Origin of the sequence: Pseudomonas sp. Pseusp88 (assembly GCF_047303955.1) — a bacterium.
Taxonomy (GTDB): domain Bacteria; phylum Pseudomonadota; class Gammaproteobacteria; order Pseudomonadales; family Pseudomonadaceae; genus Aquipseudomonas.
Window position 1 is genome coordinate 16,763 of sequence record NZ_JBGLYM010000035.1, and the last position, 13,835, is coordinate 30,597.

At 59.9% G+C, this 13,835-nt stretch carries 14 protein-coding genes; 11 read left to right on the top strand and 3 right to left on the bottom strand.

Going from position 1 to position 13,835, the window contains the following annotated elements:
• Positions 1–47 precede the first annotated feature (47 nt).
• Entirely contained in the window at positions 48–1,016 is a 969-nt protein-coding gene (locus ACCD02_RS27795; protein WP_413309083.1) for a polyprenyl synthetase family protein, read from the bottom strand.
• Between the two features lie 241 nt (positions 1,017–1,257).
• Here ACCD02_RS27795 and rplU point away from each other — a divergent pair, with 241 nt between their 5' ends.
• From rplU to ACCD02_RS27820, 5 genes are all read left to right on the top strand, one after another.
• On the top strand, positions 1,258–1,569 hold the full coding sequence (gene rplU / locus ACCD02_RS27800) for a 50S ribosomal protein L21 (RefSeq protein WP_259104841.1): 312 nt from the start codon (positions 1,258–1,260) through the stop codon (positions 1,567–1,569).
• A 36-nt stretch (positions 1,570–1,605) separates the two neighbouring features.
• The gene (gene rpmA, locus ACCD02_RS27805; RefSeq protein WP_413309085.1) at positions 1,606–1,878 is read left to right on the top strand and encodes a 50S ribosomal protein L27; all 273 of its coding nucleotides are present in this window, start codon (positions 1,606–1,608) and stop codon (positions 1,876–1,878) included.
• Between the two features lie 207 nt (positions 1,879–2,085).
• Positions 2,086–3,309 (top strand): Obg family GTPase CgtA, encoded by a 1,224-nt coding sequence (cgtA, locus tag ACCD02_RS27810; protein WP_413309087.1) that lies wholly within the window; start codon positions 2,086–2,088, stop codon positions 3,307–3,309.
• Between the two features lie 82 nt (positions 3,310–3,391).
• Entirely contained in the window at positions 3,392–4,510 is a 1,119-nt protein-coding gene (gene proB / locus ACCD02_RS27815; protein WP_413309089.1) for a glutamate 5-kinase, read from the top strand.
• A gap of 23 nt (positions 4,511–4,533) precedes the next feature.
• Positions 4,534–5,004: a CreA family protein gene (locus ACCD02_RS27820; RefSeq protein WP_413309091.1), complete on the top strand. Its 471-nt coding sequence runs from the start codon at positions 4,534–4,536 to the stop codon at positions 5,002–5,004.
• A 316-nt stretch (positions 5,005–5,320) separates the two neighbouring features.
• Here ACCD02_RS27820 and rpsT read toward each other — a convergent pair whose 3' ends face one another.
• The gene (rpsT, locus tag ACCD02_RS27825; RefSeq protein WP_259104846.1) at positions 5,321–5,599 is read right to left on the bottom strand and encodes a 30S ribosomal protein S20; all 279 of its coding nucleotides are present in this window, start codon (positions 5,597–5,599) and stop codon (positions 5,321–5,323) included.
• A 251-nt stretch (positions 5,600–5,850) separates the two neighbouring features.
• Between rpsT and murJ the strand changes: the two genes are divergently transcribed.
• The 6 genes from murJ (at position 5,851) to ispH (ending at position 13,268) form a co-directional block, all read left to right on the top strand.
• Complete coding sequence (gene murJ, locus ACCD02_RS27830; protein WP_413309142.1) at positions 5,851–7,389, top strand: murein biosynthesis integral membrane protein MurJ; 1,539 nt, start codon at positions 5,851–5,853, stop codon at positions 7,387–7,389.
• A 131-nt stretch (positions 7,390–7,520) separates the two neighbouring features.
• The gene (gene ribF, locus ACCD02_RS27835) at positions 7,521–8,471 is read left to right on the top strand and encodes a bifunctional riboflavin kinase/FAD synthetase (RefSeq protein WP_413309093.1); all 951 of its coding nucleotides are present in this window, start codon (positions 7,521–7,523) and stop codon (positions 8,469–8,471) included.
• The gene (gene ileS, locus ACCD02_RS27840; protein WP_413309095.1) at positions 8,468–11,299 is read left to right on the top strand and encodes an isoleucine--tRNA ligase; all 2,832 of its coding nucleotides are present in this window, start codon (positions 8,468–8,470) and stop codon (positions 11,297–11,299) included. The genes ribF and ileS overlap by 4 nt, the downstream gene beginning before the upstream one ends.
• On the top strand, positions 11,292–11,801 hold the full coding sequence (gene lspA / locus ACCD02_RS27845; protein WP_413309097.1) for a signal peptidase II: 510 nt from the start codon (positions 11,292–11,294) through the stop codon (positions 11,799–11,801). Before ileS ends, lspA begins: the two co-directional genes overlap by 8 nt.
• A complete protein-coding gene (fkpB, locus tag ACCD02_RS27850) occupies positions 11,794–12,246 on the top strand; it encodes an FKBP-type peptidyl-prolyl cis-trans isomerase (protein WP_413309099.1) in 453 nt (150 codons plus the stop codon). The genes lspA and fkpB overlap by 8 nt, the downstream gene beginning before the upstream one ends.
• Before the next feature lie 74 nt (positions 12,247–12,320).
• Positions 12,321–13,268, top strand: a complete 948-nt coding sequence (ispH, locus tag ACCD02_RS27855) for a 4-hydroxy-3-methylbut-2-enyl diphosphate reductase (protein ID WP_413309101.1) — start codon at positions 12,321–12,323, stop codon at positions 13,266–13,268.
• A gap of 6 nt (positions 13,269–13,274) precedes the next feature.
• On the opposite strand, the gene ACCD02_RS27860 is transcribed toward ispH, so the two are convergent.
• Positions 13,275–13,763, bottom strand: coding sequence for a GspH/FimT family pseudopilin (locus ACCD02_RS27860; protein WP_413309102.1), 489 nt, complete (start codon positions 13,761–13,763; stop codon positions 13,275–13,277).
• Between the last annotated feature and the right edge of the window lie 72 nt (positions 13,764–13,835).

A 13,835-nucleotide genomic window follows, 5' to 3' on the forward strand; every position in this document is an offset into this window, starting at 1 on the left:
AAAAAGCCCGTCACATGGACGGGCTCTTGCGCAACTTTAGCCGTGGATCAGTGAGTGCGGGCGACTGCAAACTCGCTGAGTTCGACCAGGGCATCGCGGTATTCGCTGGGCGGCAGGGCCTCCAGGCAGGCGATGGCGCGGCTGGCGTAGTCACGGGCAAGCTGTGCGGTGTAGTCCAGGGCGCCAGCGGCCTCTACAGCGTTGCGAATGCTTTCCAGATCTTCCAGGCCACCTTTCTGGATGGCCTGACGCACCAGGGCAGCCTGTTCCGGGGTGCCTTCGCGCATGGTGTAGATCAGTGGCAGGGTCGGCTTGCCTTCGGCCAGGTCATCACCGACGTTCTTGCCCAGGGTCTCAGCGTCGCCGCGGTAGTCGAGCAGGTCATCGACCAACTGGAAGGCCACGCCCAGATGGTCACCGAAGGTGCGCAGTGCTTCGGTCTGTTCAGGCGAGGCCTGGGCCAGGGCGGCGGCACTGTGGGTAGAAGCTTCGAAGAGCATCGCGGTCTTGCCGCGGATGACTTCCATGTAGGTTTCTTCGGTGGTACTGGCGTCGCGTACTTTCGACAGCTGCAGCACTTCGCCTTCAGCGATCACCCGAGTGGCCTTGGAGAGGATCTGCATGACCGGCATGGAACCCAGTTCGACCATCATCTCGAAGGAGCGCGAATAGAGGAAGTCACCGACCAGCACGCTTGGGGCATTGCCCCACAGGGCGTTGGCGGTAGAGCGACCACGACGCATACCGGACATGTCGACCACGTCGTCATGCAGCAGGGTGGCTGTGTGCAGGAATTCGATGGTGGCGGCCAGCAGGCGCAGGTCGTCGCCTTCGCGACCCAGGGCCTTGCCGCACAGAAGCACCAGCAGCGGACGCAGGCGCTTGCCGCCGGCCGAGGTGATGTAGTCGCCGATTTTCGAGACCAGCGGTACCCGCGACGTCAGCTGCTTCTTGATAATCAGGTCGACGGCGCTAAAATCGTCCGCCACCGCGCGGTAGAAGGCTTGGGGTTGCATCAGCGACAGGTGCTCCAGAATGGTTGCGCCGCATGCTAGGTCGCGGGTCAGAGCGTGTCAAGGTATGACGGAGTCGCTATTGCAAGGCGTTGCTGCCTTGCGTACAATCGCGCACCCTAACTTTCCTGGGCAGCACCTGCCTTACGCAATTGCTAGCGGGCCGTTCCAGCCCCATGCAGCCATGCCAGCCGATACTCTACTTATAAAGAGCTGGGTGAGCAGGATTTTCGGAGATATACCCATGTACGCAGTAATTGTTACCGGTGGCAAGCAGTACAAAGTCGCCCCAGGTGAATACCTGAAAATCGAAAAACTGGAAGTCGCCACTGGCGAATCCGTGACTTTTGACCGTGTGTTGCTCGTTGCTGATGGCGACGCAGTCAACATCGGTGCTCCAGTTGTTGCTGGCGCTACCGTCGTGGCTGAAGTGATCTCCCAAGGTCGTCACGATAAAGTCCGCATCATCAAGTTCCGTCGTCGTAAGCACCACATGAAGCGTATGGGCCACCGCCAGTGGTTCACCGAGATCAAAATCACCGGTATCCAGGCCTGAATTTCAGCCTGATACCCTAATAGGAGTATTGAACTCATGGCACACAAAAAAGCTGGTGGTAGTACCCGTAACGGTCGCGACTCAGAAGCCAAACGCCTTGGCGTGAAGATGTACGGCGGCCAGACCATCGTTCCAGGCAACATCATCGTGCGTCAGCGCGGTACCCAATTCCACGCTGGCTACGGCGTTGGCATGGGCAAGGATCACACCCTGTTCGCGAAAGTGGAAGGCGTGATCAAGTTCCAGGTTAAAGGCGCCTTCGGTCGCCGCTACGTGAGCATCGTGCCAGCGACTGAAGTCGCAGCATAATCTCGCTTAGCTGGAAAAGCCCTGTCTCGCGACGGGGCTTTTTCGTTTTTAGAAGTCGGTGAGTCTCTTGCAAAGCTGTTTGTGCGAGCTGTTGTGATGGTTCTTCTGGAATCGCTGGTTTTTGATCGGTATCGCAACGCTCATCTTTGCAAGAGCCTTATGTGTTCAGTGTTGTTCTGCTCGCCGTAATGGCGGGAGGCGTGTGTTATGAAGTTTGTTGATGAAGTTTCCATTCGAGTGAAGGCCGGTGACGGCGGCAACGGTTGCATGAGCTTCCGTCGCGAAAAATTCATCGAAAACGGTGGTCCCAATGGGGGTGATGGTGGTGATGGCGGCTCGATCTATATGGTCGCCGACGAAAACCTCAATACCCTGGTCGACTACCGCTATACCCGTCATTTCGATGCCGAGCGCGGTTCCAACGGCGGCAGCACTGACTGCACCGGTCGCAAGGGTGAAGACCTGGAGCTGCGTGTGCCGGTCGGCACCACCGTGATCGATGCGGGTACCCAGGAAATCATCGGCGACCTGACCAAGGCTGGCCAGCGCCTGCTGGTGGCTCATGGTGGTTGGCACGGTCTGGGCAACACCCGTTTCAAATCCAGTACCAACCGTGCGCCACGCCAGACCACGCCGGGCAAGCCGGGCGATCAGCGTGACCTGAAGCTGGAGCTGAAAGTGCTGGCTGACGTCGGTCTGCTCGGTTTGCCGAACGCTGGCAAAAGTACTTTCATTCGCTCCGTTTCTGCGGCCAAGCCGAAAGTGGCTGACTATCCGTTCACGACCCTGGTGCCGAACCTCGGTGTGGTCAGTGTCGACCGTTGGAAGAGCTTCGTCATCGCCGATATTCCGGGGCTGATCGAGGGGGCCTCCGATGGCGCGGGCCTGGGTATTCGCTTCCTCAAGCACTTGGCACGTACCCGTCTGCTGCTGCACCTCGTCGACATGGCGCCGCTGGATGAAAGTAGTGCGCCGGACGCCGCTGAAGTCATCGTCAACGAACTGATCCGTTTCAGTCCGTCCCTGGCCGAGCGTGATCGCTGGCTGGTGCTGAACAAGTGCGACCAGATCCTTGAAGAAGAGCACGAAGAGCGCAAGCAGGAGATCATCGAGCGTCTGAACTGGACGGGGCCGGTGTACGTGATCTCGGCCATTGCCAAAGAAGGCACCGAGCAGCTCAGTCGCGACATTATGCGCTACCTGGAAGATCGCCTTGATCGCCTGACCAATGACCCGGCCTACGCCGCAGAGTTGGCTGAGCTTGATCAGCGCATCGAAGATGAGGCCCGTGCCCAGTTGCAGGCTCTGGATGATCAGCGTGCCCTGCGTCGCAGTGGCGTGAAGAGCGTCCACGACATCGGCGATGATGATTGGGACGAAGAGGATGTGGATGATGAAGACGGTCCGGAAATCATTTACGTCCGTGATTGATTGAGTGCAGTAAACTAAGCGCCGCTCTTGAGCGGCGTTTTTGTATCTCGAATTTGGACTCTCTGGTTAAGGTTGAAAGATCATGCGCAGCAAGGTGACAGGTGCCCAGCGTTGGGTTGTGAAGATCGGAAGTGCGCTGCTGACGGCGGACGGCAAAGGTCTTGATCGCAACGCGATGGGTGTTTGGGTCGAGCAGATGGTGGCGTTGTGTGGGGCAGGCGTCGAACTGGTGCTGGTGTCCTCCGGGGCTGTGGCGGCCGGTATGAGCCGTTTGGGCTGGACGGCGCGACCCAGTGCCATGCATGAGCTGCAAGCCGCTGCTGCGATCGGCCAGATGGGTCTGGTGCAGGCCTGGGAGTCGAGCTTTGCCGAGCATGGTCGCCATACCGCGCAGATTCTGCTGACCCATGACGATCTGTCTGACCGCAAGCGCTACCTGAACGCCCGCAGTACCCTGCGAACGCTGGTTGATCTGGGCGTAGTGCCGGTGATCAACGAAAACGACACCGTCGTCACCGACGAGATTCGTTTCGGCGACAACGACACCCTGGCGGCCCTGGTGGCGAACCTGGTTGAGGCCGACCTGCTGGTGATCCTCACCGACCGCGATGGCATGTTCGATGCTGATCCGCGCAATAACCCCGAGGCCCGGTTGATCTACGAAGCCCGTGCCGACGATCCGGCACTGGATGCGGTGGCCGGTGGCACCGGTGGCGCCCTGGGGCGTGGCGGCATGCAGACCAAGCTGCGTGCAGCTCGCCTGGCGGCGCGTTCGGGTGCTCACACCATTATCGTTGGCGGGCGTATCGATCAGGTGCTGGCGCGGCTCAAGGCCGGCGAGCGCCTGGGGACGCTGCTGTCGCCTGAGCGTGAAATGCTCGCGGCGCGCAAGCAATGGCTGGCCGGGCACCTGCAGACCCGCGGCACGCTGGTGCTGGACGATGGTGCGGTCAAGGCGTTGGTGCGTGATAACAAAAGTTTGCTGCCGGTCGGTGTGAAGCTGGTCCAGGGCAGCTTCCGGCGCGGTGAGATGGTGGTGTGCGTAGCGGCGGACGGTCGTGAGATTGCTCGCGGCCTGAGCAACTACAGCGCCCTTGAAGCGCAGAAGATTATTGGTCAGTCGTCCGAGGCGATTGTTCGTGTGTTGGGTTATATGGCTGAGCCGGAACTGGTTCACCGGGATAACCTGATCCTGGTTTAAATCCTGTCTGATAAGGAAGTGCTATGCGGATCATGAAGGGATTGTTGGCGGCGCTGCTGGTTTTGCCGGCATTGGCATCGGCGGAAGAGATTGGTCAGGTGTCGACGGTATTCAAATTCGTCGGCCCCAACGACCGTATAGTGGTCGAGGCTTTTGATGACCCGAAGGTGGACGGGGTGACCTGTTATCTGTCCCGGGCCAAGACCGGTGGGCTCAAAGGTGGCCTGGGCCTGGCCGAAGACCGTGCGGAAGCATCGATTGCCTGTCGCCAGGTCGGGACTATCCATTTTCGCGAAGAGCTGAAGGATGGCGAAGAGGTGTTCAAGGAGCGTACATCGCTGGTGTTCAAGACCATGCAGGTGGTGCGTTTCCTCGACAAGAAGCGCAATACCCTGGTGTACCTGGTCTATAGCGACCGTGTCATCGAAGGCAGTCCGCAGAATGCCGTGACGGCGATTCCGATCCTGCCGTGGGCGCCTGCGCCGGCACCGTAATTGTCTGGCGCGGAGGCGGGCTGGCCTTGTGGGGGCGGAATCATCCGCGAAAGGGCCAGTACATCCAGCACATTTGGCGGCGTCCGGAATAAAGCTTTCGCGAATGAATTCGCTCCCACAGTAGTGCGTGAATATCGTCGGATCCGCGAAGGGGCGGTATATCCAACACATTGGCGGTGTCCGGAATAAAGCTTTCTCGAATGGATTCGCACACAACTTGCTCCCTCGCCTCGAAGGGGGGCTCTCAACTGGTTTTCGCCAAATCGCAGGCAATAAAAAACCGACCCTTGGGTCGGTTTTTTAACAAGCGGGTCGCTTAGGCTGCAGCAGCAAGGTTCAGAGCCTTGATGTGACCATTCAGGCGGCCTTTATGGCGAGCAGCCTTGTTCTTGTGGATGATGCCTTTATCGGCCATACGGTCGAGAACAGGCACAGCCAGAACGTAAGCAGCTTGTGCTTTTTCAGCGTCTTTTGCGTCGATGGCTTTCACTACGTTCTTGATGTAGGTACGGACCATGGAACGCAGGCTGGCGTTGTGGCTGCGACGCTTCTCAGCCTGTTTTGCACGTTTTTTGGCGGAAGGTGTGTTGGCCACCGTCGAGCTCCTCGAAAGACTTTTTAGGGAATAGCAAACAAAATAGGCCGCGAATCATGCCGATGAGTTGACAGCTTGTCAAGGGCAGTTCTTGTGTTCCGCTGAGTGGTCGCCAAGTGCTATCGGATATTTATTTCCGGCGTACGACCTGTAAACTCGCGGACTTTGGCTCTGTCGCTTTTGCGGCGCGGAGTATCGCATAAAAGGAAGTCGGCATGGCCGATCCTTTTGCCAGGAAGCACATTCTTTCGATGAACCTACTCAAATCATTGGCCGCCGTCAGCTCTATCACCATGCTTTCCCGGGTGCTGGGCTTTATTCGCGACACCATCATTGCGCGTACTTTCGGCGCGGGCATGGCCACGGACGCCTTTTTCATTGCCTTTAAATTGCCCAACCTGCTGCGGCGCATCTTTGCCGAGGGCGCGTTTTCCCAGGCGTTCGTACCGATCCTGGCGGAATACAAGAGCCAGCAAGGGGAGGAGGCGACCCGCACCTTTGTCGCCTATGTCACCGGGTTGCTGACCCTGGTCCTGGCCCTGGTCACGGCACTGGGCATCCTGGCTGCGCCCTGGGTGATCTGGGCCACGGCGCCGGGCTTCGCCGATACCCCGGAGAAGTTTGCCCTGACCAGCGACCTGCTGCGGGTGACCTTTCCTTATATATTGCTCATCTCCCTGTCATCCCTGGCCGGGGCGATCCTCAATACCTGGAACCGTTTCTCGGTCCCGGCGTTCGTGCCGACGCTGCTCAATGTCAGCATGATTGTCTTTGCCCTGTTCCTGACCCCGTATTTCAACCCGCCGGTCATGGCCCTGGGCTGGGCGGTATTGGTCGGCGGCCTGATGCAGCTGTTGTATCAACTGCCGCACTTGAAAAAGATCGGCATGCTGGTGCTGCCGCGCCTGAATCTGCGTGACAGCGGTGTCTGGCGTGTGATGAAGCAGATGCTGCCTGCGATCCTTGGCGTCTCGGTCAGTCAGATTTCTCTGATTATCAATACGATTTTTGCCTCGTTCCTTGCCGCCGGCTCGGTATCGTGGATGTACTACGCCGATCGCCTGATGGAGCTGCCTTCCGGTGTGCTGGGCGTGGCTTTGGGGACGATTTTGTTGCCAATTCTTTCCAAGACATACGCCAGCAAGGACCGTCACGAGTATTCGCGGATTCTCGACTGGGGCCTGCGCCTGTGTTTCGTGCTGGTGCTGCCTTGTACCCTGGCCCTGGGAATCCTCGCCGAGCCGCTGACGGTGTCGCTGTTCCAGTACGGTAAATTCGATGCACTGGACGCGGCCATGACCCAGCGTGCCTTGATCGCTTATTCGGTGGGCTTGCTCGGCATCATCCTGATCAAGGTGCTGGCGCCTGGCTTCTATGCGCAACAAAATATCCGTACCCCGGTGAAAATCGCCATCTTCACCCTCATTGTTACTCAACTGCTCAATCTGATATTCATCGGTCCGCTGCAACATGCCGGCCTGGCCCTGGCGATCAGTGGCGGTGCCTGCATCAATGCCGGACTGCTGTTCTGGCAATTGCGTCGCCAGGACCTGTTCCAGCCGCAACCCGGCTGGGCCAAGTACCTGTTCAAGCTGGTGCTGGCCGTGGCAGTGATGTCCGGGGTATTGCTGGGCCTGATGCAGGTAATGCCGGCCTGGGACGAAGGGCATATGCTTGAGCGCTTTATTCGCCTGGGAGGGCTGGTCGCGGCCGGTCTGGTGGCGTATTTCGGCATGCTTTTATTGCTGGGTTTTCGCCTGAAGGACTTCGCCCGCAAGGCGATCATGTAGTTCTGATGTGAAGGGTGGTCGTCGGTTTTTCGCATCGCGAGCCGATTGCCGTGGTTTTGCCTTGGTCTGTTGCCTGTCGTCCAAGGCTGTGTGTGGTTATAATCGCCCACTTTATGAGCAAGAAGCGCGTTATGCAGCTGGTCCGAGGCCTCCACAATCTGCGCCCCCAGCATCGGGGCTGTGTCGCCACTATTGGCAACTTCGACGGTGTTCACCGTGGCCACCAGGCTATCCTGGCGCGCCTGCGTGAGCGTGCGGTCGAGTTGGGCCTGCCCGGTTGCGTGGTGATTTTCGAGCCGCAACCGCGCGAGTTTTTCGCTCCAGAGACCGCTCCGGCGCGTCTGGCGCGGCTGCGCGACAAGCTGGAGCTGCTGGCGGCCGAAGGCGTCGACCAGGTGCTGTGCCTGTCGTTCAACGAGCGCCTGAGCAAGCTCAGTGCCGCCGAATTCGTCGATACGGTGCTGATAGAAGGCCTGGACGTGCGCCATCTGGAAGTCGGCGACGATTTCCGTTTTGGCTGTGACCGCCTGGGTGATTTCGACTTCCTGCAGCAGGTGGGCAACGCTCAGGGCTTCAGCGTCGAAGCTGCCCAGACCGTCGAGATCGACGGCGTGCGGGTCAGCAGCACACAGATTCGCAATGCCCTGGCAGTGGCCGATTTCGCCCTGGCCGAACGTCTGCTCGGGCGCCCGTATCAGATAGCCGGTCGCGTGTTGCACGGGCAGAAACTCGCCCGGCAGTTGGGTACGCCCACGGCCAACGTTCAACTCAAGCGCCGCCGTGTGCCGATGACCGGGGTTTACCTGGTCAGTACGCTGATCGACGGCACGGCATGGCCGGGCGTCGCCAATATTGGCGTGCGCCCGACCGTGGCAGGTGATGGCACTGCCCACCTGGAAGTGCATCTGCTGGACTTTGCCGGTGATATTTATGGCCGGCGTTTGACGGTGGTATTCCACCAGAAGCTGCGTGATGAGCAGCGTTTCGCCTCACTGGAGGCGCTGAAGACGGCGATCCATGCGGATGTCGCCGCCGCCCGTGCCCATTGGCATGGCCAACCGCTAACCAAGAGCCTGAAATGACCGACTACAAAGCCACGCTAAACCTTCCGGACACCGCCTTCCCGATGAAGGCCGGCCTGCCCCAGCGCGAGCCGCAAATCTTGCAGCGCTGGGACAGCATTGGCCTGTACCAGAAGCTGCGCGAAATTGGCAAGGATCGTCCCAAGTTCGTTCTGCACGACGGCCCTCCCTACGCCAACGGCACTATTCACATCGGTCACGCGGTCAACAAGATCCTCAAGGACATGATCGTGCGCTCGAAAACCCTGTCGGGTTTCGATGCGCCTTATGTTCCGGGCTGGGACTGCCATGGTCTGCCGATCGAGCACAAGGTCGAAGTCACCCACGGCAAGAACCTGGGCGCCGACAAGACCCGGGAGCTGTGCCGCGCCTACGCTGCCGAACAGGTTGGCGGGCAGAAGAGCGAATTCATCCGTCTGGGTGTGCTGGGCGATTGGGACAACCCTTACCTGACCATGAACTTTGCCAACGAGGCCGGGGAAATCCGTGCCCTGGCGGAAATGGTCAAGGGCGGTTTCGTGTTCAAGGGCCTCAAGCCTGTGAACTGGTGCTTTGACTGTGGTTCGGCCTTGGCCGAAGCGGAAGTCGAATACGCCGACAAGAAATCCTCGACCATCGACGTCGCCTTCGCGATCGCCGATGAAGCCAGACTGGCCGAAGCCTTTGGCCTGCCAGCGCTCGGCAAGCCTGCTTCCATCGTGATCTGGACCACCACCCCGTGGACCATTCCGGCCAACCAGGCGTTGAACGTTCACCCTGAATTCAACTACGCCCTGGTCGACGTCGGCGACAAGCTGCTGGTGCTGGCCGAGGAGCTGGTCGAAGCCTGCCTGGCCCGCTACAAGCTTCAAGGTTCGGTCATCGCCCTGACCACCGGCAAGGCGCTGGAACTGATCAACTTCCGTCATCCGTTCTATGACCGTCTGTCGCCAGTCTATCTGGCTGACTACGTCGAACTGGGCGCCGGTACTGGCGTAGTGCACAGCGCCCCGGCTTACGGCGTGGACGACTTCAACAGTTGCAAGCGCTACGGCATGACCAACGACGACATCCTCAGCCCGGTGCAGAGCAATGGCGTTTACGCCGAGTCCCTGGAGTTCTTCGGCGGCCAGTTCATCTTCAAGGCCAACCAGAACATCATCGACAAGCTGGCCGAAGTCGGCAGCCTGATGGACACCGAGACCATCACCCACAGCTACATGCACTGCTGGCGCCACAAGTCGCCGCTGATCTACCGTGCCACCGCGCAGTGGTTCGTCGGCATGGACAAGCAGCCGACCACCGGCGGCACTCTGCGCCAACGTGCGGTCAAGGCCATCGAAGACACCAAATTCGTCCCGGCCTGGGGTCAGGCACGCCTGCACTCGATGATCGCCAACCGTCCGGACTGGTGCATCTCCCGCCAGCGCAACTGGGGTGTGCCAATCCCGTTCTTCCTGAACAAGGAAAGCGGCGAACTGCACCCGCGTACCGTCGAGCTGATGGAAGAAGTCGCCCAGCGCGTCGAAAAAGAGGGCATCGAAGCCTGGTTCAAGCTGGACGCCGCCGAACTGCTCGGCGATGAAGCTTCCCGGTACGACAAGATCGCCGACACCCTGGATGTCTGGTTCGATTCCGGCACCACGCACTGGCACGTCCTGCGCGGTTCGCACCCGATGGGCCACGAGAGCGGTCCGCGTGCCGACCTGTACCTGGAAGGCTCCGACCAGCACCGCGGCTGGTTCCACTCGTCGCTGCTGACAGGCTGCGCGATTGACGACCACGCTCCGTACCGCGAGCTGCTGACCCACGGCTTCACCGTGGACGAGAATGGTCGCAAGATGTCCAAGTCCCTGGGCAACGTGATCGCGCCGCAGAAGGTCAACGACACGCTGGGCGCCGACATCATGCGCCTGTGGGTTTCGGCTACCGACTATTCCGGTGAGATGGCGGTTTCCGAGACCATCCTGCAACGCAGTGCGGATGCCTATCGGCGTATCCGCAACACTGCGCGCTTCCTGCTCTCCAACCTCAGCGGCTTCAATCCGGCGACCGATCTGCTGCCGGACGACGAGATGCTGGCCCTGGATCGCTGGGCGGTTGATCGCGCACTGCTGCTGCAACGCGAGCTGGAAGAGCACTACAGCGAATACCGTTTCTGGAACGTCTACTCCAAGGTGCACAACTTCTGCGTGCAGGAGCTGGGCGGCTTCTACCTGGACATCATCAAGGATCGTCAGTACACCACCGGTGCCAACAGCACCGCGCGGCGTTCCTGCCAGACCGCGCTGTTCCATATCTCCGAAGCGCTGGTGCGCTGGATCGCGCCGATCCTGGCCTTCACTGCCGACGAGCTGTGGCAGTACCTGCCGGGCGAGCGCAACGAGTCGGTCATGCTCAACACCTGGTACCAGGGCCTGAGCGAGATGCCGGAAGGCTTCGAACTGGACCGCGCCTACTGGGAGCGGATCATGGCGGTCAAGGTCGCGGTCAACAAGGAAATGGAAAACATGCGGGCAGCCAAGGCCATCGGCGGCAACCTGCAGGCCGAAGTGACCCTGTTTGCCGAAGAGTCCCTGGTAGCTGACCTTTCGAAGCTGAGCAATGAACTGCGCTTCGTGCTGATCACCTCCACCGCCAGCGTTGCGCCATTGGCCAGCGCTCCGGCCGATGCCGTGGTCACGGAAGTGGCCGGTCTCAAACTCAAGGTGGTCAAGTCCGGTCACGCCAAATGCGCCCGTTGCTGGCATCACCGCGAGGACGTCGGGGTCAATCCCGAGCATCCGGAAATCTGCGGTCGTTGCGTAGACAACATCAGCGGCAAGGGCGAGGTTCGTCACTATGCCTAAAACGAACGGAGCCGGCCGTCTTGGCTGGCTCGTCCTGAGCGTGCTGGTGCTGATCATCGATCAGGTCAGCAAGGCGCATTTCGAGAGCGCCCTGAGCCTGTACCAGCAGATTGTGGTCATTCCGGACTACTTCAGCTGGACGCTGGCCTACAACACCGGCGCGGCCTTCAGCTTCCTGGCTGACAGCTCGGGCTGGCAGCGCTGGCTGTTTGCCTTGATTGCAGTGGTAGTCAGCCTGGTGCTGATCATCTGGCTCAAGCGTCTGGGTCGCAGCGAAACCTGGCTGGCCATTGCCCTGGCATTGGTGCTGGGCGGCGCTTTGGGCAACCTGTATGACCGTATCGTTCTCGGTCATGTCATCGACTTCGTATTGGTGCATTGGCAGAACCGCTGGATGTTCCCGGCGTTCAATTTTGCCGACAGCGCCATTACCGTTGGCGCAATCATGCTGGCACTGGATATGTTTAAAACCCGGAAAACCGGAGAACCCGCTCATGGCTGAACAGGTAATGACCGAGCAACGCATCGGCCAGAACACCCAGGTCACGCTGCACTTTGCACTGCGTCTGGAAAACGGTGATACGGTGGACAGCACCTTCGACAAGGCTCCGGCCACGTTCAAGGTCGGTGATGGCAGCCTGCTGCCTGGTTTTGAAGCCGCCTTGTTCGGCTTCAAGGCCGGTGACAAGCGCACTCTTGAGGTTCTGCCGGAAAACGCTTTCGGCCAGCCCAACCCGCAGAACGTGCAGATCATGCCGCGTTCGCAGTTCCAGGGCATGGAGTTGTCGGAAGGTTTGCTGGTGATCTTCAACGATGCGGCCAATACTGAATTGCCGGGCGTGGTCAAAGCGTTCGACGAGGCTCAGGTGACCATCGATTTCAATCACCCGCTGGCGGGCAAGACCCTGACATTCGAAGTGGAAATCTTCGAGGTCAAGGCGCTCTGATTGATGTCTGCGTCATCGGCCCCGCTTTTTGCGGGGCCTTTTCGTTTTTGTTTCATACGTAGCTGAGGCACAGCATGCAAATCAAACTCGCCAACCCCCGCGGCTTCTGCGCTGGAGTGGACCGCGCCATCGAAATCGTCAATCGGGCGCTGGAAGTGTTTGGGCCGCCGATCTATGTGCGTCATGAAGTGGTTCACAACAAATTTGTCGTCGAAGACCTGCGCGCCCGTGGTGCGATCTTCGTCGAAGAGCTGGACCAGGTGCCGGACGACGTGATCGTCATCTTCAGTGCCCACGGCGTTTCCCAGACCGTGCGTACGGAAGCGGCGGGCCGTGGCCTCAAGGTGTTCGATGCCACTTGTCCGCTGGTTACCAAAGTGCATATCGAAGTCGCTCGCTACAGCCGCGATGGCCGCGAATGCATCCTGATCGGCCATGAAGGCCACCCGGAAGTCGAGGGCACCATGGGCCAGTACGACGCCAGCAATGGCGGTGCGATCTATCTGGTCGAAGACGAGGAAGATGTCGCCAATCTTCAGGTGAACAACCCCGAATCCCTTGCATTCGTGACCCAGACCACCTTGTCCATGGATGACACCAGCCGGGTCATCGATGCCCTGCGTACGCGCTTTCCGAGTATCGGCGGGCCGCGCAAGGACGACATCTGCTACGCCACGCAAAACCGCCAGGACGCAGTCAAGCAACTGGCCAATGAGTGCGACGTGGTGTTGGTGGTCGGTAGCCCGAACAGCTCCAACTCCAACCGTCTGCGCGAACTGGCCGAGCGCATGGCGACGCCCGCCTACCTGATTGACGGCGCCGAAGACATGCAACGCGACTGGTTCGATGGCGTCGAGCGCATCGGTATCACTGCCGGCGCCTCGGCTCCTGAAGTGCTGGTACGAGGCGTGATTGAGCAATTGCAGGCCTGGGGCGCGGTCGGCGCTGACGAACTGGCCGGTCGTCCGGAGAACGTCACCTTCTCGATGCCCAAGGAGCTGCGGGTCAAATCCCTGCTGTGACTTGAGTCAACCGCAGAGTGCCTGTTCGCCCTTGCTCTCATCGACCCGCACGCGGCCATTGCCAGCCACTATCACTTGATAGTGGCTGCGGGGCTGATCGCGCATGCACATGAACAGCGAACCATTGCCGATTTGCAGCGGCATTCCCTGAGCGCTGAAGCCAATGCTATTCATGATTTTGCTATTGCCGACAATCCGCGGCTTGCCGTTGCGCGTTCGTTCGGCCAGCAGCACCTGTTCGTTGTCGCTGTCCGGGCGAATCTGCCAGCCCCGGCTCCAGTCGTCATCGATGGCTTCGACCCAGATCGTCTGACTGCGCAGCAGGGCCTCGGTCCTGGCGCTACGCAGGCTGTGGGAAAGTTGCAGGGCGGCCTCCCGATGGCGCTGGGTCTCAAGCATTGCGCAAAAGCTGGGGTAGGCGATACCGGTGAGGACGCCGACCAGCGTCAGCCCGACCAGCAGTTCAATCAGTCCAAAACCCTTCTGACATTTCATGGCGCACTCCCTTGCGCGGTGAACAGGCGCACAAGCAGACACCTGCCAGCGCCTGAACGCGAGTGAAAAACC

Coding starts and splice junctions, on each gene's coding strand:
- ACCD02_RS27795 (WP_413309083.1), bottom strand. CDS start 1,016: ATGCAACCCCAAGCCTTCTACCGCGCGGTGGCGGACGATTTTAGCGCC.
- rplU (WP_259104841.1), top strand. CDS start 1,258: ATGTACGCAGTAATTGTTACCGGTGGCAAGCAGTACAAAGTCGCCCCA.
- rpmA (WP_413309085.1), top strand. CDS start 1,606: ATGGCACACAAAAAAGCTGGTGGTAGTACCCGTAACGGTCGCGACTCA.
- cgtA (WP_413309087.1), top strand. CDS start 2,086: ATGAAGTTTGTTGATGAAGTTTCCATTCGAGTGAAGGCCGGTGACGGC.
- proB (WP_413309089.1), top strand. CDS start 3,392: ATGCGCAGCAAGGTGACAGGTGCCCAGCGTTGGGTTGTGAAGATCGGA.
- ACCD02_RS27820 (WP_413309091.1), top strand. CDS start 4,534: ATGCGGATCATGAAGGGATTGTTGGCGGCGCTGCTGGTTTTGCCGGCA.
- murJ (WP_413309142.1), top strand. CDS start 5,851: ATGAACCTACTCAAATCATTGGCCGCCGTCAGCTCTATCACCATGCTT.
- ribF (WP_413309093.1), top strand. CDS start 7,521: ATGCAGCTGGTCCGAGGCCTCCACAATCTGCGCCCCCAGCATCGGGGC.
- ileS (WP_413309095.1), top strand. CDS start 8,468: ATGACCGACTACAAAGCCACGCTAAACCTTCCGGACACCGCCTTCCCG.
- lspA (WP_413309097.1), top strand. CDS start 11,292: ATGCCTAAAACGAACGGAGCCGGCCGTCTTGGCTGGCTCGTCCTGAGC.
- fkpB (WP_413309099.1), top strand. CDS start 11,794: ATGGCTGAACAGGTAATGACCGAGCAACGCATCGGCCAGAACACCCAG.
- ispH (WP_413309101.1), top strand. CDS start 12,321: ATGCAAATCAAACTCGCCAACCCCCGCGGCTTCTGCGCTGGAGTGGAC.
- ACCD02_RS27860 (WP_413309102.1), bottom strand. CDS start 13,763: ATGAAATGTCAGAAGGGTTTTGGACTGATTGAACTGCTGGTCGGGCTG.